21 protein-coding genes are annotated in these 23,963 nt (G+C 65.5%); 3 read left to right on the top strand and 18 right to left on the bottom strand.

What is annotated here, in order from left to right; translation table 11 throughout:
- Nucleotides 1-20: 20 nt before the first annotated feature.
- The 16 genes from WIMU1_RS12965 to WIMU1_RS12890 all read right to left on the bottom strand — a co-directional run bounded on the left by WIMU1_RS12965 (nt 21) and on the right by WIMU1_RS12890 (nt 18,647).
- Nucleotides 21-2,030, bottom strand: coding sequence for a ribonuclease J (locus WIMU1_RS12965; RefSeq protein WP_062797861.1), 2,010 nt, complete (start codon nt 2,028-2,030; stop codon nt 21-23).
- Nucleotides 2,027-2,932 carry a 4-hydroxy-tetrahydrodipicolinate synthase gene (gene dapA, locus WIMU1_RS12960; protein WP_023959704.1) on the bottom strand — a complete coding sequence of 302 codons (906 nt, stop codon included), beginning with the start codon at nt 2,930-2,932 and terminating at the stop codon, nt 2,027-2,029. The genes WIMU1_RS12965 and dapA overlap by 4 nt, the downstream gene beginning before the upstream one ends.
- 80 nt (nt 2,933-3,012) lie before the next feature.
- On the bottom strand, nt 3,013-3,765 hold the full coding sequence (gene thyX, locus WIMU1_RS12955) for an FAD-dependent thymidylate synthase (RefSeq protein WP_062797859.1): 753 nt from the start codon (nt 3,763-3,765) through the stop codon (nt 3,013-3,015).
- Between the two features lie 79 nt (nt 3,766-3,844).
- Complete coding sequence (locus WIMU1_RS12950; protein ID WP_062797857.1) at nt 3,845-5,089, bottom strand: winged helix-turn-helix domain-containing protein; 1,245 nt, start codon at nt 5,087-5,089, stop codon at nt 3,845-3,847.
- Nucleotides 5,086-5,586 (bottom strand): dihydrofolate reductase, encoded by a 501-nt coding sequence (locus WIMU1_RS12945; RefSeq protein ID WP_062797855.1) that lies wholly within the window; start codon nt 5,584-5,586, stop codon nt 5,086-5,088. The genes WIMU1_RS12950 and WIMU1_RS12945 overlap by 4 nt, the downstream gene beginning before the upstream one ends.
- A gap of 7 nt (nt 5,587-5,593) precedes the next feature.
- Entirely contained in the window at nt 5,594-6,406 is an 813-nt protein-coding gene (locus tag WIMU1_RS12940) for a thymidylate synthase (RefSeq protein WP_062797853.1), read from the bottom strand.
- Nucleotides 6,407-6,502: 96 nt separating this feature from the next.
- Nucleotides 6,503-6,958, bottom strand: coding sequence for a flavodoxin family protein (locus WIMU1_RS12935; RefSeq protein ID WP_031332615.1), 456 nt, complete (start codon nt 6,956-6,958; stop codon nt 6,503-6,505).
- On the bottom strand, nt 6,951-7,445 hold the full coding sequence (locus tag WIMU1_RS12930; RefSeq protein WP_023959716.1) for a hypothetical protein: 495 nt from the start codon (nt 7,443-7,445) through the stop codon (nt 6,951-6,953). The genes WIMU1_RS12935 and WIMU1_RS12930 overlap by 8 nt, the downstream gene beginning before the upstream one ends.
- 9 nt (nt 7,446-7,454) lie before the next feature.
- Nucleotides 7,455-8,207, bottom strand: a complete 753-nt coding sequence (gene dapB, locus WIMU1_RS12925; RefSeq protein WP_062797851.1) for a 4-hydroxy-tetrahydrodipicolinate reductase — start codon at nt 8,205-8,207, stop codon at nt 7,455-7,457.
- Between the two features lie 58 nt (nt 8,208-8,265).
- The gene (locus WIMU1_RS12920; protein ID WP_062797849.1) at nt 8,266-9,816 is read right to left on the bottom strand and encodes a GMC family oxidoreductase; all 1,551 of its coding nucleotides are present in this window, start codon (nt 9,814-9,816) and stop codon (nt 8,266-8,268) included.
- 6 nt (nt 9,817-9,822) lie between these two features.
- A complete protein-coding gene (locus WIMU1_RS12915) occupies nt 9,823-11,307 on the bottom strand; it encodes an APC family permease (protein WP_245969261.1) in 1,485 nt (494 codons plus the stop codon).
- A gap of 96 nt (nt 11,308-11,403) precedes the next feature.
- Nucleotides 11,404-12,882: an aldehyde dehydrogenase family protein gene (locus tag WIMU1_RS12910; protein ID WP_245969035.1), complete on the bottom strand. Its 1,479-nt coding sequence runs from the start codon at nt 12,880-12,882 to the stop codon at nt 11,404-11,406.
- Between the two features lie 59 nt (nt 12,883-12,941).
- Nucleotides 12,942-14,123 carry an aromatic ring-hydroxylating oxygenase subunit alpha gene (locus WIMU1_RS12905; protein WP_062797846.1) on the bottom strand — a complete coding sequence of 394 codons (1,182 nt, stop codon included), beginning with the start codon at nt 14,121-14,123 and terminating at the stop codon, nt 12,942-12,944.
- Nucleotides 14,120-15,217, bottom strand: coding sequence for an N-methyl-L-tryptophan oxidase (gene solA, locus WIMU1_RS12900; protein WP_062798530.1), 1,098 nt, complete (start codon nt 15,215-15,217; stop codon nt 14,120-14,122). Before solA ends, WIMU1_RS12905 begins: the two co-directional genes overlap by 4 nt.
- Before the next feature lie 50 nt (nt 15,218-15,267).
- A complete protein-coding gene (locus WIMU1_RS12895) occupies nt 15,268-17,736 on the bottom strand; it encodes a GcvT family protein (RefSeq protein ID WP_062798528.1) in 2,469 nt (822 codons plus the stop codon).
- Between the two features lie 131 nt (nt 17,737-17,867).
- Nucleotides 17,868-18,647 (bottom strand): IclR family transcriptional regulator, encoded by a 780-nt coding sequence (locus WIMU1_RS12890; protein WP_062797844.1) that lies wholly within the window; start codon nt 18,645-18,647, stop codon nt 17,868-17,870.
- Between the two features lie 161 nt (nt 18,648-18,808).
- Between WIMU1_RS12890 and WIMU1_RS12885 the strand changes: the two genes are divergently transcribed.
- Together WIMU1_RS12885 and WIMU1_RS12880 are read left to right on the top strand one after the other, a co-directional pair.
- Nucleotides 18,809-19,159: a bifunctional 3-phenylpropionate/cinnamic acid dioxygenase ferredoxin subunit gene (locus WIMU1_RS12885; RefSeq protein WP_062798527.1), complete on the top strand. Its 351-nt coding sequence runs from the start codon at nt 18,809-18,811 to the stop codon at nt 19,157-19,159.
- A complete protein-coding gene (locus WIMU1_RS12880; protein ID WP_062797842.1) occupies nt 19,156-20,400 on the top strand; it encodes an NAD(P)/FAD-dependent oxidoreductase in 1,245 nt (414 codons plus the stop codon). The genes WIMU1_RS12885 and WIMU1_RS12880 overlap by 4 nt, the downstream gene beginning before the upstream one ends.
- Here the strand turns inward: WIMU1_RS12880 and WIMU1_RS12875 are convergent.
- Entirely contained in the window at nt 20,356-20,802 is a 447-nt protein-coding gene (locus WIMU1_RS12875; protein ID WP_255283877.1) for an Lrp/AsnC family transcriptional regulator, read from the bottom strand. The two genes, WIMU1_RS12880 and WIMU1_RS12875, sit on opposite strands and share 45 nt — an antisense overlap.
- Before the next feature lie 165 nt (nt 20,803-20,967).
- On the opposite strand from WIMU1_RS12875, the gene ald reads away from it, so the two are divergent.
- Nucleotides 20,968-22,122 carry an alanine dehydrogenase gene (gene ald, locus WIMU1_RS12870; protein ID WP_062797838.1) on the top strand — a complete coding sequence of 385 codons (1,155 nt, stop codon included), beginning with the start codon at nt 20,968-20,970 and terminating at the stop codon, nt 22,120-22,122.
- Here ald and WIMU1_RS12865 read toward each other — a convergent pair.
- Nucleotides 22,083-23,936 carry a putative nucleotidyltransferase substrate binding domain-containing protein gene (locus WIMU1_RS12865; RefSeq protein ID WP_120802744.1) on the bottom strand — a complete coding sequence of 618 codons (1,854 nt, stop codon included), beginning with the start codon at nt 23,934-23,936 and terminating at the stop codon, nt 22,083-22,085. The two genes, ald and WIMU1_RS12865, sit on opposite strands and share 40 nt — an antisense overlap.
- Nucleotides 23,937-23,963: the final 27 nt, after the last annotated feature.

The following is a 23,963-nucleotide window of genomic DNA, read 5'->3' as shown; positions in this document are numbered from 1 at the left end:
CCCTATGAGGTGCGGCGTCGTCAGTCCGCCGAAGACTCGCTGACGGTCATCACGGTCGGCACGATCATGGGGCGCCGCCGGTACTTGTCGGCAACCCAGCGACCCACCACACGACGGATAGTCTGAGCGATCCGATGAGTGTCCGTGACGCGTTCGACCGCCATCTGTGCCAGCGCCTGATCGACCAGGTCGCCCGCCTCTTTCAGCGCGGTCGGATCATCCGAGAATCCTCTTCCGGAAACCTCGGCCGGATTGATCGCCCGGCCGGTGTCTGCGTCGATCACCACGGCGATCGCGATGAAGCCGCCCTCGCCGAGCACCAAACGCTCCGAGAGCGTCGACTCCCCCACGTCTCCCACCGAGAGTCCGTCGACGTAGACGTAGCCCACAGGGACACGGCCGGAAATCTGGGCGCGACCGTCGATCAGATCCACCACCACACCGTCCTCGGCGAGGACAACGGCCTCCGGCTTGACGCCGGTGGCAACCGCCAGCGCTGCATTGGCGCGAAGATGCCGCCACTCACCGTGCACGGGCATCACATTGGAGGGCCGGACGGCGTTGTAGAGGTAGAGCAGCTCACCGGCCGATGCGTGACCCGACACGTGCACCTTGGCGCTCTGTTGGGTGACCACGGTCGCCCCGCGTCGCGCCAGGCCGTTGACCACCGCGAACACCGAGTTCTCGTTGCCCGGGATGAGCGAGGACGCCAAGACGACCAGGTCATCCGCGCGGATGTTGATCTGCCGATGCTCACCGCGAGCCATCCGTGACAGTGCCGACAGCGGTTCGCCCTGCGATCCGGTGGAGATCAGGACCAGCTTGTGGTCGGGAAGTGTTGCGGCCGTATCGAGATCGACCACGACGCCGTCGGGCACCCGCAGGTAGCCGAGTTCCTGGGCGATCTGCATGTTGCGAACCATCGAGCGTCCGACGAAGGTCACCCGGCGCCCGTGTGTGTGGGCCACGTCGACGACCTGCTGGATGCGGTGCACATGGCTGGCGAACGAGGCGACGATCACGCGCTGACGGGCCTTGCCGATCACCTGGTCGAGCACCCCACCGATCTGGCGTTCCGGTGTGACGAACCCGGGTACCTCGGCGTTGGTCGAGTCGACGAGGAAGAGGTCGACGCCCTCGTCGCCGAGGCGGCTGAACCCGGCGAGGTCGGTGAGCCTGCCGTCCAGCGGCAGCTGGTCGAGCTTGATGTCGCCGGTGTGCAGGACAACGCCTGCACCGGTCCGGATCGCCACCGCGAGAGCATCGGGGATCGAGTGGTTGACCGCGAAATATTCGCATTCGAAAGGTCCGTGCGTGGTCTTCTCGCCCTCGACGACCTCGACCAGTTTCGGACGCTGGCGATGTTCGCGGCACTTGGCGGCGAGCAGGGCGAGGGTGAACTTCGACCCGATGACCGGGATCTGCGGACGCAGTCGCAACAGGAACGGGACCGCACCGATGTGGTCCTCGTGGCCGTGCGTGAGGATGATCGCCTCGACGTCGTCGATGCGGTCTTCGATGTACCGGAAGTCCGGGAGGATCAGGTCGACACCGGGCTGGGCGTCCTCGGGGAAGAGCACACCGCAGTCGACGATGAGCAGACGACCGTCGTACTCGAAAACGGTCATGTTCCTGCCGATCTCACCGATGCCGCCGAGGGCTACGACCCGCAGGCCGCCGGCCGGCAGTCGCCGCGGAGCCCCGAGCTTCTCGGTGGGATCGACGATCTTCGGCTCGGACCGCTTGTCTGCGACGGCCTTGCGTCCGCCGCCTTTGCGGTCTCGCGAGGGCCGCTTGTTACCGGAGGTGTTCGAACCGGCGGCTTTCGGGGCCTTGGTCGCGGGGGCCGACTGTTCCCTCGGGGCAGAAGGAGCGGATTGCGGGGTGTTCACGGGTTCTTGGGCTTTGGCCACAGGGGGTTTCGACTCGATTTTCTCTACACGGGGCTCTGCCGGCGGTCCGGCCTTTCGAATGACTCGTCCCCGGCGGCGGGCCGGCTCGGCGGATTCAGCGCCTGACTGTGAGGTCATGACAGCACCTTCGCTACGCGCAGATCGGCGATCAGGGCTTCGATCTGGGGGCCGGTGGCCGGCACCTGCGGCAGCCTCGGGTCTCCGACGTCGAGACCGAGGATGCGCAGTGCGGCCTTGACCATCGTGACGCCGCCGAGTCGGCCCATCGCGTTGACGAGCGGGATCATCGACGCATTCAGTTCGCGGGCGCGAACCAGGTCGCCTTTGTTCACCGCGTCGAGCATGTCGCGCAGCCGATCGGGTACGAGGTGCCCGATGACGCTGACGTACCCCGCCGCGCCGATCGAGAGCCAGGGCAGGTTCAGCGCGTCTTCACCGGACAGGTACTGCAGCCCGGTGTCGGTCATCAGCGACGCCGCCGAGTTCAGATCGCCCTTGGCATCCTTGACAGCGACGATGTTCGGGTGCCGTGACAGTTCGAGCAGTGTGCGGTGTTCGATCGGCACCACCGAGCGCGGCGGGATGTCGTAGAGCATCACCGGCAGGTCGGTGGCGTCGGCGACCGCTGTGAAGTGTGCGAGCAGACCGGTCTGCGGCGGCCTCGAGTAGTACGGGGTCACCACCAGGAGGCCGTGCGCGCCGAGTGCTGCCGCCTCTTTCGCGAACCAGACGCTCTCGCGCGTGTCGTAACTACCGGCGCCCTGTACGATGCGGGCCCGGTCACCGACCGCGGCGAGCACAGTCTTGAGCAGATCGAGTTTCTCGGCGGGCGTCGTCGTCGGCGATTCGCCGGTGGTCCCGGAGACCACCAGCCCATCACACCCGCCGTCCACGAGCTTCACGGCGAGTTCGCCGGCCCGGTCCAGGTCGAGCTTTCCATCGACGGTGAACGGGGTAACCATGGCAACACTGACAGTCCCGAAAGGGAAGCTCTGCGGTTGCGTCTCACCGGTGGTCATGGTGGCTAAGGTTACCGGAGGCCCTGCGCCGATCCCGCATCCGCGGCGCCGTCAGAGGTCGGCCGGTCCCGGCCCGACTCTCACCCCTCCAGGACAAACGGAGACGTGGCCACTTCCGACCCATCGGAGAGCCGCCCGATCTCGAAGTCCCCGAACACAGTTGGGGCGATGTCGAGCAGCTGACGCAGGCACTCGATGGCCAGCTGGCGGATCTCCACGTCGGCGTGCTCGGTGGCCCGCATACCGATGAAGTGCCGCCAGGCGCGGTAGTTGCCGGTGACGACGATCTTGGTCTCCGTGGCGTTCGGCAGGACCGCACGTGCGGCCTGACGGGCCTGCTTACGCCGCAGGATGTTGTTGGGCACATCGGAGAACTTCTCTTCGAGTGCCGTCAGCAGTTCGGCGTAGGCTGCGCGGCTGGCATCGGTGGCCGAGACGAACAGGGCTTCGAGTTCGGCGTCGCCCCGGATCGCCGGAGGGCAGACGACATTCGAATCATGTTCGGGCACAAAGCGTTGCGACAGCTGCGAATAGGAGAAATGTCGGTGGCGGATCAGCTCGTGGGTGCACGACCGGGAGATCCCCGAGATGTAGAACGTGACCGTGGCGTGTTCGAGCAGTGACAGATGCCCGACTTCGAGGATGTGACGCAGATATCCGGCGTTGGTCGCGGTCCGCGGATTGGGCTTGTCCCAACTCTGGTAACAGGCGCGCCCGGCGAACTCGACGAGGGCTTCACCCCCGTCCGCATCTGTGGTCCACGGCACATCGGTCGGCGGGTCGAACGATGACTTCGCCACCAGTTGCACCTTCAATGGCACCAGTTCGGACACCGCATTCCTCTTTCTTCGTGTTGGAGCACCGATTGTCCCCTTCACCGCCCCGGACCCGATGGTCGGGCCGAGGACGGGTTCAGAGTTGAGCGTGCACGGCGGCGGTGAGAGGGGCTGCCAGATCGCCCCGCGAACCGACCTCGACCCTGCTGACGCCGAGCCACTGTGCCATGTCCAGCAGGTCCGCGGCCAACGCGGTGGCCACCTCCAACGGATTGGACCGGCTCTCACAGAACGCGCCGAGGACCAGCAACTGGTCACCTGCCCGGTCGGTCTTGAGGTCCACCCGGGCCACGAGCCGCTCGCCCATCAGATACGGGAAGACGTAATAGCCGTGCACGCGCTTGGCCTCGGGAACGTAGATCTCGATCCGGTAATGGAAATCGAACAGCCGCTCGGTACGGGGCCTGAAGAACACCAACGAATCGAACGGGCTGAGCAGGGCCGTGCGTTCAACTCTTCGCGGTAGTCGCGCGGCGGGATCGAGGAATGCCGGCTTCGCCCAGCCCTCGACCTCCACCTGCTGAACACGCCCGGCGGCGACGAGATCATCCAGTGCCTCGCGGGCCGCCTGCGGCTTGAGACGGTAGTAGTCGCGGATGTCGACCTCGGTGCCGACACCGAGCGCGGTCACCGAACCGGCGACCAATTCGCGGATCGCCTCGTCCCGGGGCACAGTGACCTCGGCGTTCTCCCCGACGATGTTCTCGGTGAGGTCGTAATACCTGGCGAAACCGCTGCGTCGCACCGCAGCCAGCTCACCCGCAGCGAACATCACCTCGCACAGGTACTTCACGTGGCTGCGGTCCCACCACGTGCCTTTGCGCGTCCGCTTCTCGTGGCCGAGATGCTCTTCGAGCATCCCGCTCGTACAGGGCCCCAACTCGGCGACCGCTTCGCGGATCTGTGTGCGCATCGCGGCGGCTTGTGGGTCACCGACTGCTTCCTTGTAGCGCCCGTGCTGGAAATCGTCCATCCGCCAACGGAAGAGCGGCCAATGCTCGATGGGAATCAGTGCGGCTTCGTGTGCCCAGTACTCGGCCAAGAGCGCGGGACGACGGGCGGTGGGTTCCCACGCGGCCTGTTCGAGGAGTCCGCGATCGTAGAAACCGAGCCGGCTGTACAACGGCATGTAATGGGCCCGTACGGCCACGCTGACCGAGTCCATCTGGAACAGGCGAACTCGGTCCAGGACGCGCTGCAGGTGACGCCGGGTCACCGGACCCGCGGGCCGGCGGTCTGTGAAACCCTGTGCGGCGAGGGCGATTCTGCGGGCCTGCGTCGCCGACAGCGATTCGGCCCGGGCTCGTCGAACGGTTGTCACGGCGTCGCCGAGTACCGAAGGAATCGATAGCGGAGCCCAGTGGGCGACTCGAGCCAGCCTCCGTCCGATTCGAGCGACCATCGGCGGGGATCGAGTGCAGGCGCCCAGGTGTCGGCATCAGACACCTCGAGGTCGATCTCGGTGACATACGCCTCGTGGGCAGATTCCATTGCCGCGCTGTAGATCTCACCACCGCCCATGACAAAGACCGTGTCGTCGAGGTGGAGTCCGGCGTCGAGGGCGTCGCGCACGTTCGCGTGGGTCTGCGCCCCGTCTGCAGACCATTGAGCATTGCGGGTGACAACCAGATTGGCCCTACCCGGCAGAGGGCGGAATCGAGCCGGGAGCGAATCCCAGGTACGCCGCCCCATCACCACCGGGTGCCCACCGGTGATCTGCCGAAAGTACCGTTGGTCCTCGGGCAGATGCCACGGTATGTCGCCACCACGACCGATTGCCCCGTCGGCAGCCTGAGCCCAGATGAGTGCGATTGTCATCGGAGAACTAGACCGCCACCGGCGCCTTGATGCCCGGGTGGTAGCGGTAGTCCAGGACCTCGATATCGGAGTATTCGTAGTCGAAGATGGAGTCCCGCCGCGCCAGCGACAAGCGTGGGTAGGGATACGGGTCGCGCTGGAGCTGGGTGGTGACCTGCTCGACATGATTGTCGTAGATGTGGCAGTCGCCGCCGGTCCAGACGAACTCGCCGACACCGAGGCCCGCCTGCTCGGCCATCATGTGGGTCAGCAGCGCATACGACGCGATGTTGAACGGCACCCCGAGAAACAGATCAGCGCTGCGCTGATAGAGCTGGCACGAGAGTTTGCCGTCGGCGACATAGAACTGAAAGAACGCGTGGCAGGGAGGCAGAGCCATCTGCGGTATCTCGCCCACGTTCCACGCGGAGACGATGTTGCGCCGGGAGTCGGGGTCGCTGCGCAGCAGCTCGAGCGCGGCGGAGATCTGGTCGATGTGTTCGCCGGACGGGGTCGGCCAGCTGCGCCATTGCACGCCGTAAACCGGTCCGAGCTCGCCATCGGCATCGGCCCACTCGTCCCAGATGGTCACGCCGCGGTCCTGCAACCACCGCACGTTCGAATCGCCACGGAGGAACCACAAGAGCTCGTAGACGATCGACTTCAGGTGCACCCGCTTGGTGGTGATCAGCGGGAAACCCTCGGCGAGGTCGTATCGGAGCTGATGACCGAACAGGCTCCGGGTGCCGGTACCGGTGCGGTCGGCTTTGGGCGTTCCCGTGTGGAGCACAAGCCGAAGCAGGTCCTCGTACGGGGTTGGGATCTTGGCCGCGTCCGTCACGGGGTCAAGTCTAGGGTGCGTCGGACTCGGCACCGTTTCCGCGTGTCGCCGCGGCGAATCATCCAGTCTTCGCACACCCTCGAGCAGGACGGTGGCTCAAGCGATTGTGGCCGCCAGCACTGCGCCCAGCTCGTAACACGCCTCCCGCGTGGACGGGTCGATTGCCGTGATCTCGAGCGGCGCGGCCGCAGGCTCGAGTTCCAACCCCGTAGCAAGGCGCTGAACGGAAGCCACCGCCCCCGCGGTGTCGTTGTTGCCGTGTACCCACAACCCGTACGGCTTACCGGTCACCGATCCGAGCACCGGGTAGTAGACGGTGTCGAAGAAATGCTTCAGCGCGCCCGACATGTAACCGAAGTTGGCCGGGGTGCCGAACAGGAAGCCGTCGGCGGCCAGCACGTCGGGCACGGTGGCCGCAAGCGCCGCGACGGGTCGCACCCGCACACCGGAGATCTCCGGGTCGGCCGTGCCTTCGAGCACCTTCTCCAACAGCTCACGGGTCGGCGGCGAAGGCGTGTGGTGCACCACGAGCAATGTCCGCGCGTCAGCCATCAGCACGGCCGTCGGCAGTACTCGATTCCTTCTCTTGCGCGACAGCGCGTTTCATCATCTCGCGGGCACGGGAACGGTCACCGGCGTAGTCATAGGCCCGGGCGATGCGGTAGGTGGCGCGCCAATCGCTGGGGTCTGCTTCCCATTCGGCCTTGACCTGCGCGAACAACTCGTCCGCGGCCTCGCGTTCGATTCGGCCGGACGGGCGCCTGGGCAACGCGGAGACGTCCAGCTCGGTGCCCTCTTCTGCCATTCGTCTGGCGAGCCGCTGATGGGCGAGCCCGGCCCGCAGTGTTGCGACCACCATCCAGACACCCAGCAACGGCAGGATGAGCACTCCGATTCCGAGACCGACTCCGACGGCCTCGCCACTGGTCAGCAGATCGACACCCCGAGTGCCCAGCAGAACGAAGTAGAAGCAGAGCACCAGAACCAGTGCCGCGATCGCGAGGACGATCGGCCGGGCATCTGCACGCTTGTCACTCACCGGCGTTGCTCACAGGTCCATCAACTCGTCGAGACCCACGGTGAGGCCGGGCCGAGACGCTATCTGGCGGACGCCGAGCAGCACTCCGGGCGCAAACGATGTCCGGTCGATCGAGTCATGCCTGATGGTCAACGTCTCCCCCTGCGTCCCGAGCAGCACCTCCTGGTGGGCGACCAAGCCCGCCAGTCGAACCGAGTGGACACGAACACCTTCGACGTCGGCCCCACGTGCGCCTTCGAGTTCGGTGCTGGTGGCATCCGGGCTGACCGGCACGCCCGCCGCCGCGCGGGCTTCGGCGATCAGTCGTGCGGTCCGGTACGCGGTCCCGGACGGGGCATCTGCCTTGTGTGGGTGATGTAGCTCGACGACTTCGACGGAGTCGAAGAAGCGGGCAGCCTGCTGGGCGAACCGCATGCTCAGCACGGCGCCGATCGCGAAGTTGGGTGCGATGAGCACGCCGACGTCCGGCTTCTTCTCCAGCCAGCCGCGGACGGTGTCGAGCCGATTGTCGTCGAAACCCGTTGTCCCGACCACGGCATGGATGCCGCTGTGGATCAGGAACTCGAGGTTGTCCATCACCACGTCGGGGTGGGTGAAGTCGACCACCACCGACGTACCGGTCTCGACGAAACGCGTCAACGGGTCGTCCTTGTCGACGCCGGCGCTCAACCTCAGGTCCGAGGCGGCCTCGACCGCATCGACGATGGCCTGCCCGACTTTGCCGCCGGATCCGAGTACGCCGACATTGATCTGGTCATTCACCCGGCCGAGTCTAGTCAGTGGGCGTCTGGTCAGTGGGCCCGACGGTGGCGCAGGCCGTTCACGTTGCCTTGATCAGCTCGGCGCACTTCTCTCCCATGGCCATCACGGTGATGTTCGGGTTCACCGCGGGGAGCTTGGGCATTGCCGACGCGTCCACGACCCGCAGCCGCTGGGTGCCGCGTACGCGCAACTGCGGATCGAGCACGGCCATCGGGTCGCCGTCGGGACCCATCCGCGCGGTGGCCGCCGGGTGATAGACCGTGTTGTGCGTCTTGTGGATGTAGTCGAGGAGTTCGTCATCGGTGACGGCGTCGGGCCCCGGGGCCAACTCACGCGCGATCCACTGCTTGAGCGGTGATTGCTCGGCGATGGTGCGTGCGAGCTTCACCCCGGCCAGCATCACGCGGTCGTCGTGGCCGTCCGGATCGGTGAAGTACCGCGGATCCACCTTCGCGCGGTCACGGAAGTCGCGACTGCGCAGCCGCACGGTTCCGCGCGAAAGACCCTGTGTGACATTGGGAGTCAGACAGAAACCGTTGTCGGTGGTCGGGTAACCCCACCGGAGGGTGTTCATGTCGAACGGCACACTTCCGTAGTGCATCATCAGGTCCGGCAGCACAAGATCCGGCTCGGTGGTGGCGAACAATCCGATCTCCCACCACTGGCTCGACGTGGTGACCATCGGACGTGAGGATTCCCAGAACACCAGTCCCTCGACGTGGTCGTCGAGATTTGCACCCACACCGGGCGCGTCGACGCGGACCTCGATGCCCATCTCCCGTAGGTGCTCTGCCGGACCGATCCCCGACAGCATGAGCAGTTTCGGGGTGTCGATGGCCCCGGCGGTCACGATCACCTCGCGTGTCGCGGACACGACGTCGTATCCGGTCAGGTCCGGCCGCTGGTAGCGCACCCCGACTGCGGCGGTGCCTTCGAAGACCACCTCACTGACAAAGCACCCGGTGCGTACCTCGAGGTTCGGCCGCGACCCCAGAATGGGATGCAGATAAGCGTGTGAGGTGCTCATCCTGGTGCCGTCTTCGTCGGCGTTGATCTGGAACCACCCGGCGCCGTTCAGCACGGTCTCACCGCGGTTGAAGCCCACGGTGGGCAGCCCGACCTGGGCGGCCGCCTCGAGAACGGCTGCGCCGCAAGGGTCACCCGGTGGCACGTCCCGCAACCGGACCGGGCCGTCGTGTCCGTGCGAGCCCTCGGCGTCGTTGCGTTCGAGCTTGCGAACCAGCGGCCAGATCGAATCCGGACCCCACCCCGTCAGTCCCGACGCCTCCCACTCCGCCAACCCCTCGGCCGGCGGCCAGAACGCGATACAGGAATTGTGAGAGGAGCATCCGCCCAACACCTTTGCGCGGGCATGCCGCAGGAACGAGTTGCCGATCTCTTGCGGTTCGACCGGGTAGTCCCAGTCATAGCCCGAGTCGAGCAGGTGCATCCACGCCGAGAGTTCCAGGATGTCCTTGTTGTCGACATCGGTGGGCCCCGCCTCCACCAGGCACACCGTCACCGAAGGATCTTCACTCAGCCGGGCAGCGAGCACACATCCCGCTGTGCCTCCCCCGGCGATCACATAGTCGAAATGCTGCTGCGGCACAGGGATTCACTCCTTGGTGGACGACGCGTGAGACCGGAGCACCCCGATGTGGTGACGTCCTTTGAGGCCGTACCACAGCAACCCGGCGGCCAGGATGATGCCGATGTACACAAACGCACCCCAGGTGTTGTACCAAGGGGTGCCGTACACCGCTTCCCGCGGCCAGGCGAGGTTCAGCGCCATCGCGGCTCCCCAGACGACGGCGACGATGTTGACGAACATCCCCCACCGTCCCATGGTGAAGTAGCCGTCCTCCTTGAGGTCCTTCGGCGGCCACTGTCCCTGCAGACGCTTCTTGAGCAACGGACCGGTCACCATGAGGTACGCGAGATAGATCATGATGATCGCGATCGAGGTCAGGACCGTGAAGATCTTCGGCTGGTTGATGTTGATGACCAGGATCAGCACGGCCAACACGCCGATCACGATGGCCGGCACCACCGGGGTCTGGGTCTTGGGGTGGACGCGGGCGAGGGCATTGCCGAACGGCAGAGCATTGTCGCGCGCCATCGCGAACGTGAGCCGGATCGCAGCAGTGTGCACGGCAAGCGAACACACGATGACCGCGATCACGATGCACACCAGGAAGATGTCGCCGAGCGGTCCCCACATCACGGCCTCGACGATGCCCTGCAGACTGCCTGATTGCTCGCCGAGCGCCGGATCGTCGAGGTCGGGCGCAGCCATGACCGCGAACACGAGGATGGCGCCGCCGATGACAAAGGACGCCAGGATCGCTCGGAAGATGGCCTTGGGAGCCGTGCGCCGCGGCTCCATCGTCTCCTCGCCGAGTGAGCTGGCCGTGTCGAATCCGTACATCACATATCCCGAGGCAAGCGAGGCGATCAAGAACGCACCGAGGTAGCCACCGCTCTCTCCGGTGCCGTAGCCGTTCGTGGAGAAGAACACATCAGGGCCACGTTCGATGTTGGCCGCCAGGATGATCGCGATCAGGACAGCCGCGATGAGTTCGATGAACACACCCGCGCTGTTGATCATGGCCATCAGCTTCACGCCGAGCGCGTTGATGACCGTGGTGATGATGATCAGTATCGTGCCGAGGATGACTGCGTTGCCCGCGTAGTCGTACTCTCCGGTGCCATCTCCGATGATCTGGAAGCCACTCCACAAACGGGGCAGGTTGAGTTGCAGTGCCAGTACCACGGCCGCGAGCGTGACGATCGACGCCGTGAGCATCAGCCAGCCCGATGACCATCCGACGATCCTGCTGCCCAACAGTTTTGACCAGTTGTAGACCGAGCCCGCGACAGGGTACTTCGCGGCCAGTTCCATGAAACACAGAGCAACAGCCATCTGTCCGATGAACACCAGCGGCCAGGACCACAGGTACGCCGGACCGGCGGTACCGAAACCGAAGTAGAACAACTGGAAGGTGCCGGTCAGGATCGAGATGTAGGACACGCCGGCCGCGAAACTGGCGAACTTGCCGATACTGCGATCGAGGCTGGGCTTGTAACCGAAATGCTCCATCCCGGTGTCGGCGGACGAAGATGTCGATCCGAGCGGGGGCGCGCCCCCGGGTTGCGTTGTGGTCATTGGGCCATAACCTTTCGAAGGACGCCTCGCCTAGCCGGAAAACCATCCCGCGGCGGGCGCCGCGGTGTTGTTCCAAATATGTTTGAGCTCTTGGTATTCCGACAGCCCTGTCGGTCCGAGTTCGCGTCCGTTGCCGGATCGCCCGAAACCACCCCATTCCGCGGCCGGGGTGTAGTAGCCGAAATCGTTGACCCACACGGTGCCGTGACGCAGCCCGCGGGCCATGCGCTCGGCCTTGGCGGCATCGAAGGTGCGGACACCTGCAGCGAGGCCGTACTCCGTGTCGTTGCCGAGTTCGAGCGCCTCGGCCTCGGAGCTGAATCGCTCGACGGTGAGGATCGGACCGAACGTCTCCTCGCGGATCAGCCGCATGCTCCGATCGCAGTGGTCGAAGATGGTCGGCAGGAAGAAGAACCCGGACGCGAGTTCCTCGTCATCGGGCTGTCGTCCGCCGGCGACGAGGGCGGCTCCCTCCTCGACACCCACCCGGACGAACTCCTGCATCTTGCGCAGCTGCGCTTCGGACACCAGGGGGCCGGTCCTGCTCGCCGGGTCGAGGCCCGGACCCATCACGATCTGCTCGGCCGCGGTGACCAGCGCGTCGACGAAGTCATCGGCCACCGACTCTTCGATGATCAATCGGGTTCCGGCCGAGCACACCTGGCCGGAATGAAGGAATACACCTGTGAGCACCTGGTCCACCGAATTGGCGAACGCCTGGTCGTCCGCAAGCGCATCGGCGAAAACGATGTGCGGGTTCTTCCCGCCCAGTTCGACGAGAACCCTGGTGACATGCTTGGCCGCCACCTCGCAGATCTTCTGACCGGTGGCGAGTCCACCGGTGAACGAGATGAGATCGACGTCGGGGTTGTCGGTGAGCGCCCCGCCGACCGCAGCGCCGCTCCCCTGGACCAGGTTCACCACCCCGTCCGGGACACCTGCCTCCGACATCAGCTTTGCGAACTCGATGGTCGAAAGGGGGGTCACCTCACTGGGTTTGAGCACCATGGTGCAACCTGCAGCCAGCGCCGGAGCCACCTTCCACGAGATCTGCAGCAGCGGGTAGTTCCACGGGGCGATCATGACGCAGACCCCTGCGGGTTCGGCCACCACCCGCGAGATCACCTCCGGGTTGCCGACATCGACGACCCGGTCGGCCTGGGTGCGTGCCAGATTCGCGTAGTACCGGAACACCGAGATCACATCGTCGATGTCGATGTGGCTCTCTGCCAGGGTCTTCCCCGTGTCGAGGGTCTCGATACGGGCCAGCTGCTCGCGGTCGCGGCCGAGGAGGTCCGCGATGCTGTCGAGAGCAGCGGCACGCTCGGCGACAGCGGTGGCGGACCATACCGGGAAGGCGGCGCGGGCCGCGTCGACGGCAGCACGAGCATCATCGGCACTCGCCTCGTCGACCGTCGCCACCACCGAACCGTCTGCGGGATTGATGCAATCGCGTCGCTCGCCCGAGGACGAGGCGACCCACTTGCCTCCGATCAACAGATCTGCCACGCGGTCGGACTCCTCTCGCCCTGGGCCGATCTCGCGCGGCCGGGTGTGTCGTGGAACAACTATGACGCCGGATCGACCTCCGTACGTACCCAATCATGAAACTCGCCGATGTGGTGCTCGGCGGGAACCAGTACGCCGCCGCGGCGGTAGGCACGAGAGGACATGCCCGGCTGAGTGCGCTCACACGCGGCGAAGTCCTGGAGGTTGACCCGATGGAACAACTCGACCGACTTGTCCAGGTCCGCACCTGAATCCACCACTTCTCGCCGATAGAGCCAGTCGCATTCGACAACCGTGGCGTCGACCGCCACCGGGTACATCCGGTGCACGATCACATGGTCGGGGACCAGGTTGATGAACACCTGCGGCCGTACCGTGATCGCGTAGTACCGGCGATCTTGCGCATCCGACAACGCCGGCAATGTCCCGTGGCCGGGTGAACCGTCGACGGTGAATCCTTCGACATCCTCGCCGAACAGTGCGCCGTGGCCCACGTAGTACTGGGCCGCCAGACCGTCGGCGAACTCCGGCAGCACCTCGGTCAACTCCGGGTGGATGGTGGCGCAGTGATAGCACTCCATGAAGTTCTCGATGATGAGCTTCCAGTTCGCGGCGACCTCGTACCGCTCACGTCGGCCCAGTACCAACTGATCGACCTCGTATCGCTCGATCGACTCCGTGCTCCCGAGCCTGTCCGTCACGGCGCCGACAACCTCGTCGGCAAACGACGGCGGGGTGTCGGCCAGACAGACCCACAGGTAGCCGAGCCACTCGGTGGCGGCGACGGGGATCAGACCGTAAGCGGCCCGGTCGATGTCACCGAGATCGGCCAGGTTGGGTGCGGCGACGAGTTTTCCGTCCAGCCCGTAGGTCCAGGCGTGATACGGGCATTGCAGGTTGCGCCGCACCTGCCCCTCGGGCTGGTCACAGATGAGTGCACCGCGGTGGCGGCAACTGTTGAGGAACGCACGTAATGTCCCGTCGCGACCCCGGACGACCAGCACGCTCTCTCGGCCGATGACGACTGTGCGGAACGAACCGGCAGTGGGCACATCGGCGACGAGCACGGCACAGAACCACATCCGCTCGAAGATCCGTTCCTGTTCGGCCGCGAAGAAACTCGGATCGGTGTACGCCTCGCCTGCCAGCGTGGGAATCAACGCCGGTTCCGAAGGCGCAGAAGAGGGTCTGGAGGCATGTCGCCCCGATGCCGGCGAATCCGCCGGTTCGGTGACGGTCATGCGCTCGCCAGTCTGGCCGGATCGAACAGGGCGATGGGATGGTCGGTGGTGCCATGCTCGACCAGATCGGCGAGTATCTCCCCGACCACTGGCACGAACTTGAACCCGTGGCCCGAGAATCCGCAGGCGACCGAGACGTTGGTGTGCAGCGGGTGTCGGGCGATGACAAAATTCTCGTCCGGAGTCGTCGAGTACATGCACGTGGCCGTGTCCAGAACCGGACCGCTCAACCCTGGAAGCAGCTGAGAGACCCGGTCCAGCATGTCCCTGCGCTCATCCGGGTGGACTTCCCGGTCGATCGTGTCCGGTGTGCATTCGGTTCCCTTGCGGAAGAACGCCACCTTTGCTCCACCTGCAGGACCGTCGATCGGCGGGAACCCGTAGATCTGCTCGACGTTGTTGTTCTCCTGGATGTAGATCGGGCCGCCTTCCATCGACGGCGACCCCGGCGAGTGATCGATCCAGTACATCACCTGTCGCTCGATCTTGATCCGAATCCCGATGTCGGACAGTATTTTCGGCGCCCACGCGCCCGGGCACACAACGAGCTGCGAGGCCTGATAGGTACCGGCCTCGGTGTGCACGCTCACCCCGTTGACGTCGTCGGTCCACGACAGCGCCGGTTCTCCGAAGTGGAGGTCGGCACCCGCCTGCTCTGCCAGCCCGATGTGGGCCCGGACGGTGAACTCCGGTCGTGCGAAACCCGCCATACGCTCATAGAGTGCGAACTGTCCCGCGGGCGGCTCAAAGGCCGGAAAGCGCTGGTGCACCTCACGATCGGTCAGCACCTCGTGGTCCAGACCCCACTGCTCCGATGCCCGCAGTGAACCGGAGAAGGTCGTCGAGTCGGGTGGGCCGATGAACAGACCACCGGTGATCGAGTAGACGTCGACACCGCTGTTCTGCTTGAGCTCCTCCCACAGTTCGTAGGAGCGCAGCAACAGCGGCACATAAGCGGGGTCTTCGAAATACGACTGCCGGATGATCCTCGATCCGCCATGGCTGGACCCCTTGTCGTGCGCAGGCGCGAACCGCTCGAGCCCGAGGACCCGCATACCTCGGCGCGCCAGGTGATAGGCGGCCGATGAGCCCATCCCACCCAGACCCAGGACGATGACGTCGTAGTTCCCCGCGCTGCGGTCACTCAATTTTTCACTCCGATCAGACCTTTGACACGTGCTCCCTCTGGGTCGACCAGCACCGGTTCGGTGATGTCGAAGTCGAGGAGCTCCCCGAAGTACTCCACGGCGACGGTGTCTCCGACAGACAGGTGCGGCGCCAGTCGGGCATAGCAGATCGTCCGGCCCACCAAGGCAGAGAATGCAGCCGAGGTGACAAAGCCGACCACGCGACCGGTCGCGGTCACCGGCTCGCCGCCCATGACGATCGCCTGTGGGTCTCGAGCGACGAGGGTGTGGAGCTTCGAGCGCACCGCCCTCGCCTCGAGCGCGTGCCTGCCGAGAAAGTCGTGCTTCTTTCCCACCGCGAAGGACAACCCTGCTTCCTCGGGAGACATCTCGGCATCCACGTCGGTGCCCCAGGCGCGGTAACCCTTTTCAAGGCGCAACACGTCCAGCGCCCCGCGCCCCGCCCACACCGCACCTAGTGGTTCTCCCGCGTCTGCCAATGTGTCCCACAACAATTCGCCGTGGGCAGCGTCGGCGTATATCTCCCACCCCAGCTCGCCGACGTAGGAGATACGCATCATGGTCACCGGAATGCCGCCGATGATCGCGCGGGCAGCCTGGTAGTAGCCGAGTGTGGTGTCGTACAGATCGATCGAGCACAGAGGCGCCACCAGTTCACGGGCCAACGGCCCCCATACACCCACGCAACAGGTGGCGGCGGTGATGTCGGTGACGGTGACGTCGGCATCGGCTCGATGCCGTTGCAGCCAGTCGATGTCCATCGGTCCGTTGATACCGAGTTGAAAGGTGTTCTCGCCCAGCCTGGCAACCGTCACATCACTGCGGACACCGCCGGACTCGTCCAGGAGCAGCGCGTAGATCACCGTCCCGATCGGTCGCCGCACCGTGCGGGTCAGCATCCTGTCGAGGAAGTTCGTGGCGTCGGCACCCGTGACCTCGATCCGCATGAGCGACGTCATGTCGTACAAGCCCACCCGGCGGCGGGTTGCGAGAGCTTCGGCCGGCACGATCGGCGACCAGTTCCGGCGGGCCCACCCGTCGTGGGGGTATGGGACGTCACTGTCGACCATTCCCGCGTTGCTCTCGAACCAGGCCGGCCGTTCCCACTCGCGGCCGGTGTGGAAAACCGCGCCCGCGTCCACGTGCCTCGCATGGAACGGGCTCTTGGCGAGGCCGCGCTGCACCGAGCGTTGGTCGCGGGGATGGATGATGTCGTACACCTCGACAAAAGCCTGTGCACTCGTGTCGGCCACGTAATCGGCCGTCAGCTGCGAGGAGGTGAACCGGGCGAGGTCACAACCATGGAGATCGAGGTCGGGGGTTCCGTCTGTGATCCACCGCGCCATGGTCCTGGCCACACCGGCCGAATGCGTGACCCACACCGCCTCCGCCACCCAGAATCCGGACAGCGCGGGATGTTCGCCCATCATTGGGGCCCCGTCCGGGGTGAACGAGAAGATGCCGTTGAACCCCTCGACCACGCCGACTTCGGCAAGCGCAGGCAGAAGACGCATCGACTCGGTCCAGGCAGGAGCGAAGTCGGTATCGGTGAAGGGCAGCATCGAGGGCATCGGCTGGGCCGCGGTCAATTCCTCGAGAGAGGCCATGTCCACCGGCATCGGGCGATGCCCGTAGTACCCGATGCCCATCGCCTCGCCGTGCTGGCGATAGTAGAGGTCGGCGTCCTGATGCCGAAGAATGGGCAGTCTCGCATCGGCGTGGCCTCGCGCTTGATCACGATGGTCCCGAAGAACGGGCAGCGCAGTGGTTTTGGCGTACTGGTGCCCCATCGGGACCAGGGGTACCCGCAGTCCGACCAGGTTCCCGAGTTCGGCGCCCCAGAACCCGGCACACGAGACCACGACGTCGGCCTCGAACGTGCGCTCGGTGGTGCGGACGCCGGTCACCACACCAGCCCGTTGGCTGATCTCGATCACCTGCTGGCCACCGAAGAACGTTGCGCCCCGGTCGATTGCCCGCCGCATCTGCATCCCGATCGCGGCCGGCGCACCGGCCAGGCCATCGGCGGGCGTGTACAGGCCGCCCAGAACGATGTCTCGATCGATCAGCGGATGGAGCCGCACGCACTCGTCGACATCGACGACCGCGGCTTCTATTCCCTCGACCTGCGCCCAGCCCGCCTTCCGGTGCAGGTCGGCCAGTCGCTCGGGCGTGGTGGCAACCTCGAGCCCGCCGACAGTGTTGAAACAGAGGCTGTCCGCCGTGTTCAGCGACCTGAGCTTGGTGGCCGTGTAGCGCGCGAACTCCGCCATGGTCCGCGACGGATTGGTCTGGAACACCAATCCGGGTGCGTGCGAACTGGACCCACCTGTCATCGGCGTCTGACCAGGCGCGAGTGGACCGCGGTCGAGGACGGTCACCTCTGTGTATCCCAGCGCTGTCAGCTCATCGGCCAAGGCCGATCCGACCACACCCGCACCGATGATCAGAAATCGCGGTTGCACCACCCGGGGACTCCAAACGTTTGCGGCGAGACGGCCCGAGCGTTGCGCATTACGCAACTCGTTCGTGCCCTACGCAACAAATGGTGAAGCCGCGCCACGCGTGTGTCAAGCGGACAGCCAAATCGGGCAGCTCAGCCCGGGAAGCCGAGTCTCCGGCTCACGTCCAGCGCCGCTCCACACAACCGCGGCGAGAACGCATCCATCGCCTCGGGTGTGAGCCGAAAGCTGGGTCCGGAGATACTCAGCGCCGCAATCACATCGCCGGTGTGGTCACGAACCGGCGCAGCGATCGCATTGAGGCCGTCCTCGAGCTCTTCGACTGCGCAGGACCACCCGCGCGCGGAGATCAGTTGCAGCTGCTCGCGCAACTCGGTCAGGTCGGTGATGGTGCGGGGGGTGAACCGCTCGAGTTCGTCGCCGAGGGTCTGCCTCAACCGCCCTTCCGGCACGGCGGCGAGGAGGACTTTGCCGCTGGATGTCGCGTGCGCGGGCGAACTCTGCCCGACCCATGTTCGCAGCGCGATCCCGAGCGGGCCGCTCGCCTCGGTGATGTTGATGGCCCGATCACCTTCCAGGATCGCCAGATTCACCGTCTCCCCGGCCTCGTCGGCAAGTCCCTCACAGATCTCGCGACTCTCTTTGCCCAGATCGCGGGTCGCCATCGTCGCCCCGGCCAACCGCACGATCGTGAAGCCGAGCCGGTACTTGCCACGATCAGACAACTGCTCGACGAACCCCCGCGCCTCGAGGACCGAGACGATCCGGGACACCGTCGACTTGTGGACTCCGAGGGTGTCGGCGATATCCGACACCCCGCCCTGACCCTGGCGGGCAAGGATCTCCAGCACCTGGAGGGCACGGTCCACCGACTGGATCGATGCGGGACGGGTTTCACTCTCGGCTTCAGTCATCGTCGCTCAGCCTAATGCGGCGCTCCCGGGACACCGCCGGAACCGGCCGGTCGGCTTGACTGACGCTCCGCCGGATGCGACGCTGTTGCGCATACCGAACTTAGTTGCAACTGACGCAACTCAACCGTCGTGAGTTGTACACCGACTTCATCGAGGCTGCCATGACAATCACTCCTGACCAGGCCATTCAGCACTACTTGGTGTCCACTCTCGACGCCCTGCCGGCCGGGGAGGTCGCACGTGTCACTCCCCCGGGTCAACCACCCATCGCCGTGTTCCACACCGAAGACGGGGTGTTCGCGATCGACGACACCTGCACCCACCAGGAGACGTCGCTGGCCGACGGCTGGGTGGAAGGCTGCGCGGTGGAGTGCCCGCTGCACGAAGCCTGCTTCGACCTCCGGACCGGACTGCCGTCGGGACCCCCGGCGAAGATCGCGGTCCGGACTCATCAGACCCTGGTCGAGGACGGCCGGATCTACCTGCAGCTCTCCGGGCACGACGCCGCGTGAGCGGGACGCCATCGGACACCACGGCCGAACCATCGCTCGCAGACCCGTCCACCGCCTCCGTGGCGATCGTCGGGGCCTCGCTTGCCGGTCTGTCGACCGCCCGCGAACTACGCGCACTCGGGCACACCGGCGAGATCACCCTCATCGGGGCGGAGGACCATCTGCCCTATGACAGGCCGCCTCTGTCGAAAGCTGTTCTGTGCCAGGGCGAAACCAGCGCACCCGTCGGCCTGACCGACGACGAAGACCTGACCGAGTTCCGGTGGCGCCTGGGATCCTCGGCGATCGGCATCGACCATCACGCAGCCGGGCACGATGTACTGCTCGACGACGGCACTTCGATCACCGCAGCGACCGTGGTGGTGGCGACCGGCGCTCGGCCGCGCACCCTGATCGGCGCAGACATGGCCGGCGTACACACCCTCAGAACCCTTGACGATGCTCTCGAGCTCCGCGAATCCATGCGGCGCGGCGGTCACATGGTTGTGATCGGTGCCGGTTTCGTCGGATGTGAAGTGGCGTCGAGTGCAACAGCAGCAGGCATGTCGGTGACCATCGTCGAGGCGTCCGAGGCCCCCGGTGCGGCCCTGCTCGGTGCGCGACTGGCGCACTGGCTACACAGCGTGCACGCCAGGCACGGGGTGACCTTGCGTACCGGGACAGCGATCGAGACGATCAACGGAACCGCCCGGGTGGAGTCGGTGACGCTCGCCGACGGCACCGAACTACCGGCAGACACCGTGGTGATCGGAATCGGAGCCCTCCCCAACACCGAGTGGGCTGCCGCATCCGGGATGGCGATCGACCGCGGCTTCCTCACCGACGAACAGTGCGCCACCGCGGTGGCCGGCGTATACGCGGTCGGAGATTGTGCCCGCGTGTACAACGCCATCACGGCTACCCATGTGCGACAGGAACATTGGGCGGCGGCGCTCGACCACGCACGACGAGCGGCGCGATCGCTGCTGCGCTTGCCTCCGCCGAAGTACACGGCGCCGTACTTCTGGTCGGATCAGTATGATCTGAGGCTTCAGGTGTGCGGGACCATACCTGCAGGGCAATCGCCCAGCATCGTCGAAGGCAATCTGGAGTCGGATCGCTTCGTGGCGGTGTACGGCGACGTCGACGAGCCCGTCGCAGTGGTCGCGGCGGGCGGTGGTCGCACTTTTACCCGTCTACGCAAACACATCGACCGGTCAGAAGATCGGCGCCGAACCGCGCAGGTGCTCGAACACCAATGACGTTGTCGTCCCGGCCACCTCGGGACGCGAGTTGAGCATCTCCACGAACTGACGAAGCGTCTCGGTGTCGGCGGTGGCCACATGGAGCAAGTAGTCGTCCGTACCTGCGAGGAAGAAGACGTCGATCACCTCGTCGTGCCCACCGATCTCCGCCACGAAGCGACGGATCTGGCCCCGCGCGTCCGATTGCAGACTCACCGCTACCATCGCTCGCAGCGGTCGGCCCACGGCAGCCGGATCGATGTCGGCGAAGAACCCGCGCACCACTCCTATGTCGACCAACCGGCGAATCCGGCCGTGGCAGGTCGAAGCGGCGATGCCCACCTCGGCAGCCAGCGCACTGTTGGACATACGCGCATCGGTTTGCAGCAACGCCAAGATCTTGCGATCGACGTCATCCAACCCGGCCGTCCGCGGTCGAACAATATTCGGCTCAGGTGTCACGCGAACCTCCAAGATCGAAGAATTGTCGGTACAAGCCCGACTCCAGAGAATTATCGTCACATATATTGCGCCGGGATCGAACAAGTTTCACGCTTGGACCTACCTCAATCACAAGGAGAAGTCATGCGTGTCGGAATCCCACGCGAGATCAAGAACAACGAATACCGGGTCGCGGTGACCCCGGCAGGAGTGGCCGAACTGACTCGGCGAGGCCACGAGGTCATCATCGAGCAGAACGCCGGCGCCGGCTCGGCCATCTCCGACACCGATTTCAAAGAGGCCGGCGCACAGATATTGGGCACCGCCAAAGCCGTATGGGACCAAGCCGAACTCCTGCTCAAGGTGAAAGAACCCATCGCACCTGAATACGAGCTGATGCGAGAAGGTCAGGTGCTCTTCACCTACCTGCACCTCGCGGCGAGCAGGGCGTGCGCCGACGCCCTGCTCCAATCCGGTACCACTGCCATCGCCTACGAGACCGTCCAGGCCGCAGACGGTTCGCTCCCGCTGCTGGCACCGATGAGCGAGGTCGCCGGTCGGCTGGCCCCGCAGGTCGGCGCCTACCACCTGATGCGGTCGGCCGGCGGACGTGGTGTGTTGATGGGCGGGGTCCCGGGTACCGCCCCCGCCGACGTCGTGGTGATCGGGGGCGGGGTCAGTGGCGTGAACGCCGCAACCATCGCGATGGGTATGGGGGCAACGGTGACCGTTTTCGACCTCGACATCGCCAAGCTGCGTGCGATCGACGCCCGCTTCTCCGGTCGGGTACACACCCGGTACAGCACCGCGCTCGCGCTCGGCGAGGCGATCAAGAACGCCGATCTCGTGATCGGCGCGGTTCTGGTCCCCGGCGCGAAAGCCCCTGTGCTGGTCTCCAATACGCTGGTGTCAGAGATGAGAGAAGGATCGGTCCTTGTCGACATTGCCATCGACCAGGGTGGATGCTTCGAGGACTCACGACCGACCACGCACGACGACCCGACGTTCATGGTGCACGGCTCGGTGTTCTACTGCGTGGCCAACATGCCGGGCTCAGTGGCCCGGACCTCGACGATGGCGCTCACAGGCGCCACCTTGCCGTACGTACTGAAGCTGGCCGACCTCGGATGGACCGAGGCGCTGCGTCGCGACGCCGCACTCGCCAAGGGCTTGAGCACCCACCGCGGTGAGATGCTGTGCCCGCACGTGGCGGCCGATCTCGAGATCCCGCTGGGCACATCGCCCCTCGACGACTCCGCTCACGCGGGCGGGTCGACGAACTCCCGGACAGACAAGTAGTGCGACATGTTCTCCATCCGCCGCTGGACCGCCGACACCTCTCGCACGGCCTGTCCGACAAGACTGCGGTCCAGCGGTGACAGTCTGGACATGGTGAGCACGTCCGTGGCCCTCTCCCCTCTGTCGAGTTGGGCTACCTGGTAGGTCAGCCGGATCTTCTGCAAGACCTCGAACACCTCGATGAGTGTGTTGGCGTTGTCCTCGGTGAGCATCGGGCTACCTGCTGCGGCGCCCAGCCGTGCGCGCGTACCCAACTCCGGACTCTGCACGCTCAACGCAGCCCACCGGGCGATGTTGATCACGGGGATCAACGCGTGGGACTTGATGTCGAATGTCCCACCGCGCCGCGACAACACGTCTCGCATCGAGCGGAGTTTCGCTCGGTACGACAGCGATTCGGCAAGCAGCAGTCGCATGGTGCCAGGATGCGACCGCACGTTGCCGAACACCTCGGACACGGCGGTGACACCCGGATCACCCCAGATGGGCCGGCCGTCGAGCAGTAGGGAGGCCAGGATCATGCCTTTGTTGTCCAGGGGCGATACCAGCCACTGCTGGGCCGCTTCCTGCCACTGACTGTGGGTGCGGGAGAACAGTGGCATCTCTGCCGATGCGCCGTTGCTGTCGATGCTGAGCCCGCAGCCGCGCAAGACCTCGCCGACCTCGGCGAACGCTGCGCGATACGCCGCTATCGACTCCGGGTCGTTCACCGATTCGGCGAACGAGACCGCACTGTCCACGTCAGAACTGAGAACTGGTTCCCGGCGCGCATTGCTGCCGAGCGACAGCCAGGTGAGGGCGGCGGGGTCCAATTCTGGGTGCCCACCCAAGACGATCTCGAGGGCACGGCGCACCACGGCATCGGTGACCACCGACAGAACGGCGGTGACCTCGAAGGACGGCCGACCACGTCGCAGCAGATCAGCCACCAGGTATCGCATCCGCTTGCCACGGTCCTGCAGGGTGTCGATCGAGTCGGCACGCGTGATCTGTTCTCGCAGAGCAACACTGATACCCGCAGGGGCATTGACGAAGTCACCGGGCAGAACAACTCCCCGGAGCTTACCGCCCGGATCGACCACCGGGACACAGGTCAGATCGTGCTCCAGAATGTTGACGAGTACGTCGGAAGCGGGCGCATTGGTCACCGCGGTGATCGCGGGGAAGGTCATGACCTCGTGCACCGGGGTCCGCAGATCTGCTCCGGTGGCGACCACACGGGCACGGATGTCCCGGTCGGTCAGCACACCGAAACGCCCGTCGTCACAGGGGATCACAATGTACCCGCTGCGATGCTCGGTGATGACGGATGCGGCCTCTCGCACCGTCATCGATCCGGAGCCGACCACCGGGGCCGTGCGGATCAGCTCGTCCACGGTGCCGTAGTCGTTGATCGACAACGAGTCGGTGCGTTGCGCGACGGTGAGCTTGCGGGCAAGGAACTCGGCGCCCGCCAGGGACGAGAAGACCGCACGCACAGCATGATTGGGGACGCGACAGACCTGGACCGGGCCGGCCGCGACGGCCAGCGGCCCGATCGACGATCCGGTCAGCATCGCCGAGTAGCCGAACACTCCGCCCGGCCCGAGGATCTCGTCCGGGCCATCGGGTTTGTGATCGGGCGAGTTCCACAGTTCCACTTGGCCGGCTACGACAACGGCGAGTTCCTCGACCGGCCGGCTGAATCCGTCCATGATCTGGCTACCGGACTCGTGGTGCTCGAGCCGCGACGACGCAGCGATCCGTGCGATCTCCGACTCGTCGAGTGAGTCGAACGGCGGGTAGGCGGCAAGGAACTCCGCGATCTGGACCATTGACTCATCGTGCCAGGCCGGGACCCG

This window comes from Williamsia muralis NBRC 105860 (genome assembly GCF_001598915.1).
In the GTDB taxonomy this organism is placed as follows: Bacteria; Actinomycetota; Actinomycetes; order Mycobacteriales; family Mycobacteriaceae; genus Williamsia; species Williamsia muralis.
Note: the sequence above shows the minus strand (reverse complement) of the source record. Positions and strands in the feature narration are given on the sequence as shown.

What these genes read in the sequence shown, in the direction of transcription:
- WIMU1_RS12915 (WP_245969261.1), bottom strand. Translation starts at nt 11,307, where the DNA reads ATGGAGCATTTCGGTTACAAGCCCAGCCTCGATCGCAGTATCGGCAAG.
- WIMU1_RS12965 (WP_062797861.1), bottom strand. Translation starts at nt 2,030, where the DNA reads ATGACCTCACAGTCAGGCGCTGAATCCGCCGAGCCGGCCCGCCGCCGG.
- WIMU1_RS12865 (WP_120802744.1), bottom strand. Translation starts at nt 23,936, where the DNA reads ATGGTCCAGATCGCGGAGTTCCTTGCCGCCTACCCGCCGTTCGACTCA.
- WIMU1_RS12885 (WP_062798527.1), top strand. Translation starts at nt 18,809, where the DNA reads ATGACAATCACTCCTGACCAGGCCATTCAGCACTACTTGGTGTCCACT.
- WIMU1_RS12935 (WP_031332615.1), bottom strand. Translation starts at nt 6,958, where the DNA reads ATGGCTGACGCGCGGACATTGCTCGTGGTGCACCACACGCCTTCGCCG.
- WIMU1_RS12905 (WP_062797846.1), bottom strand. Translation starts at nt 14,123, where the DNA reads ATGACCGTCACCGAACCGGCGGATTCGCCGGCATCGGGGCGACATGCC.
- ald (WP_062797838.1), top strand. Translation starts at nt 20,968, where the DNA reads ATGCGTGTCGGAATCCCACGCGAGATCAAGAACAACGAATACCGGGTC.
- dapA (WP_023959704.1), bottom strand. Translation starts at nt 2,932, where the DNA reads ATGACCACCGGTGAGACGCAACCGCAGAGCTTCCCTTTCGGGACTGTC.
- solA (WP_062798530.1), bottom strand. Translation starts at nt 15,217, where the DNA reads ATGGGCTCATCGGCCGCCTATCACCTGGCGCGCCGAGGTATGCGGGTC.
- WIMU1_RS12945 (WP_062797855.1), bottom strand. Translation starts at nt 5,586, where the DNA reads ATGACAATCGCACTCATCTGGGCTCAGGCTGCCGACGGGGCAATCGGT.
- WIMU1_RS12890 (WP_062797844.1), bottom strand. Translation starts at nt 18,647, where the DNA reads ATGACTGAAGCCGAGAGTGAAACCCGTCCCGCATCGATCCAGTCGGTG.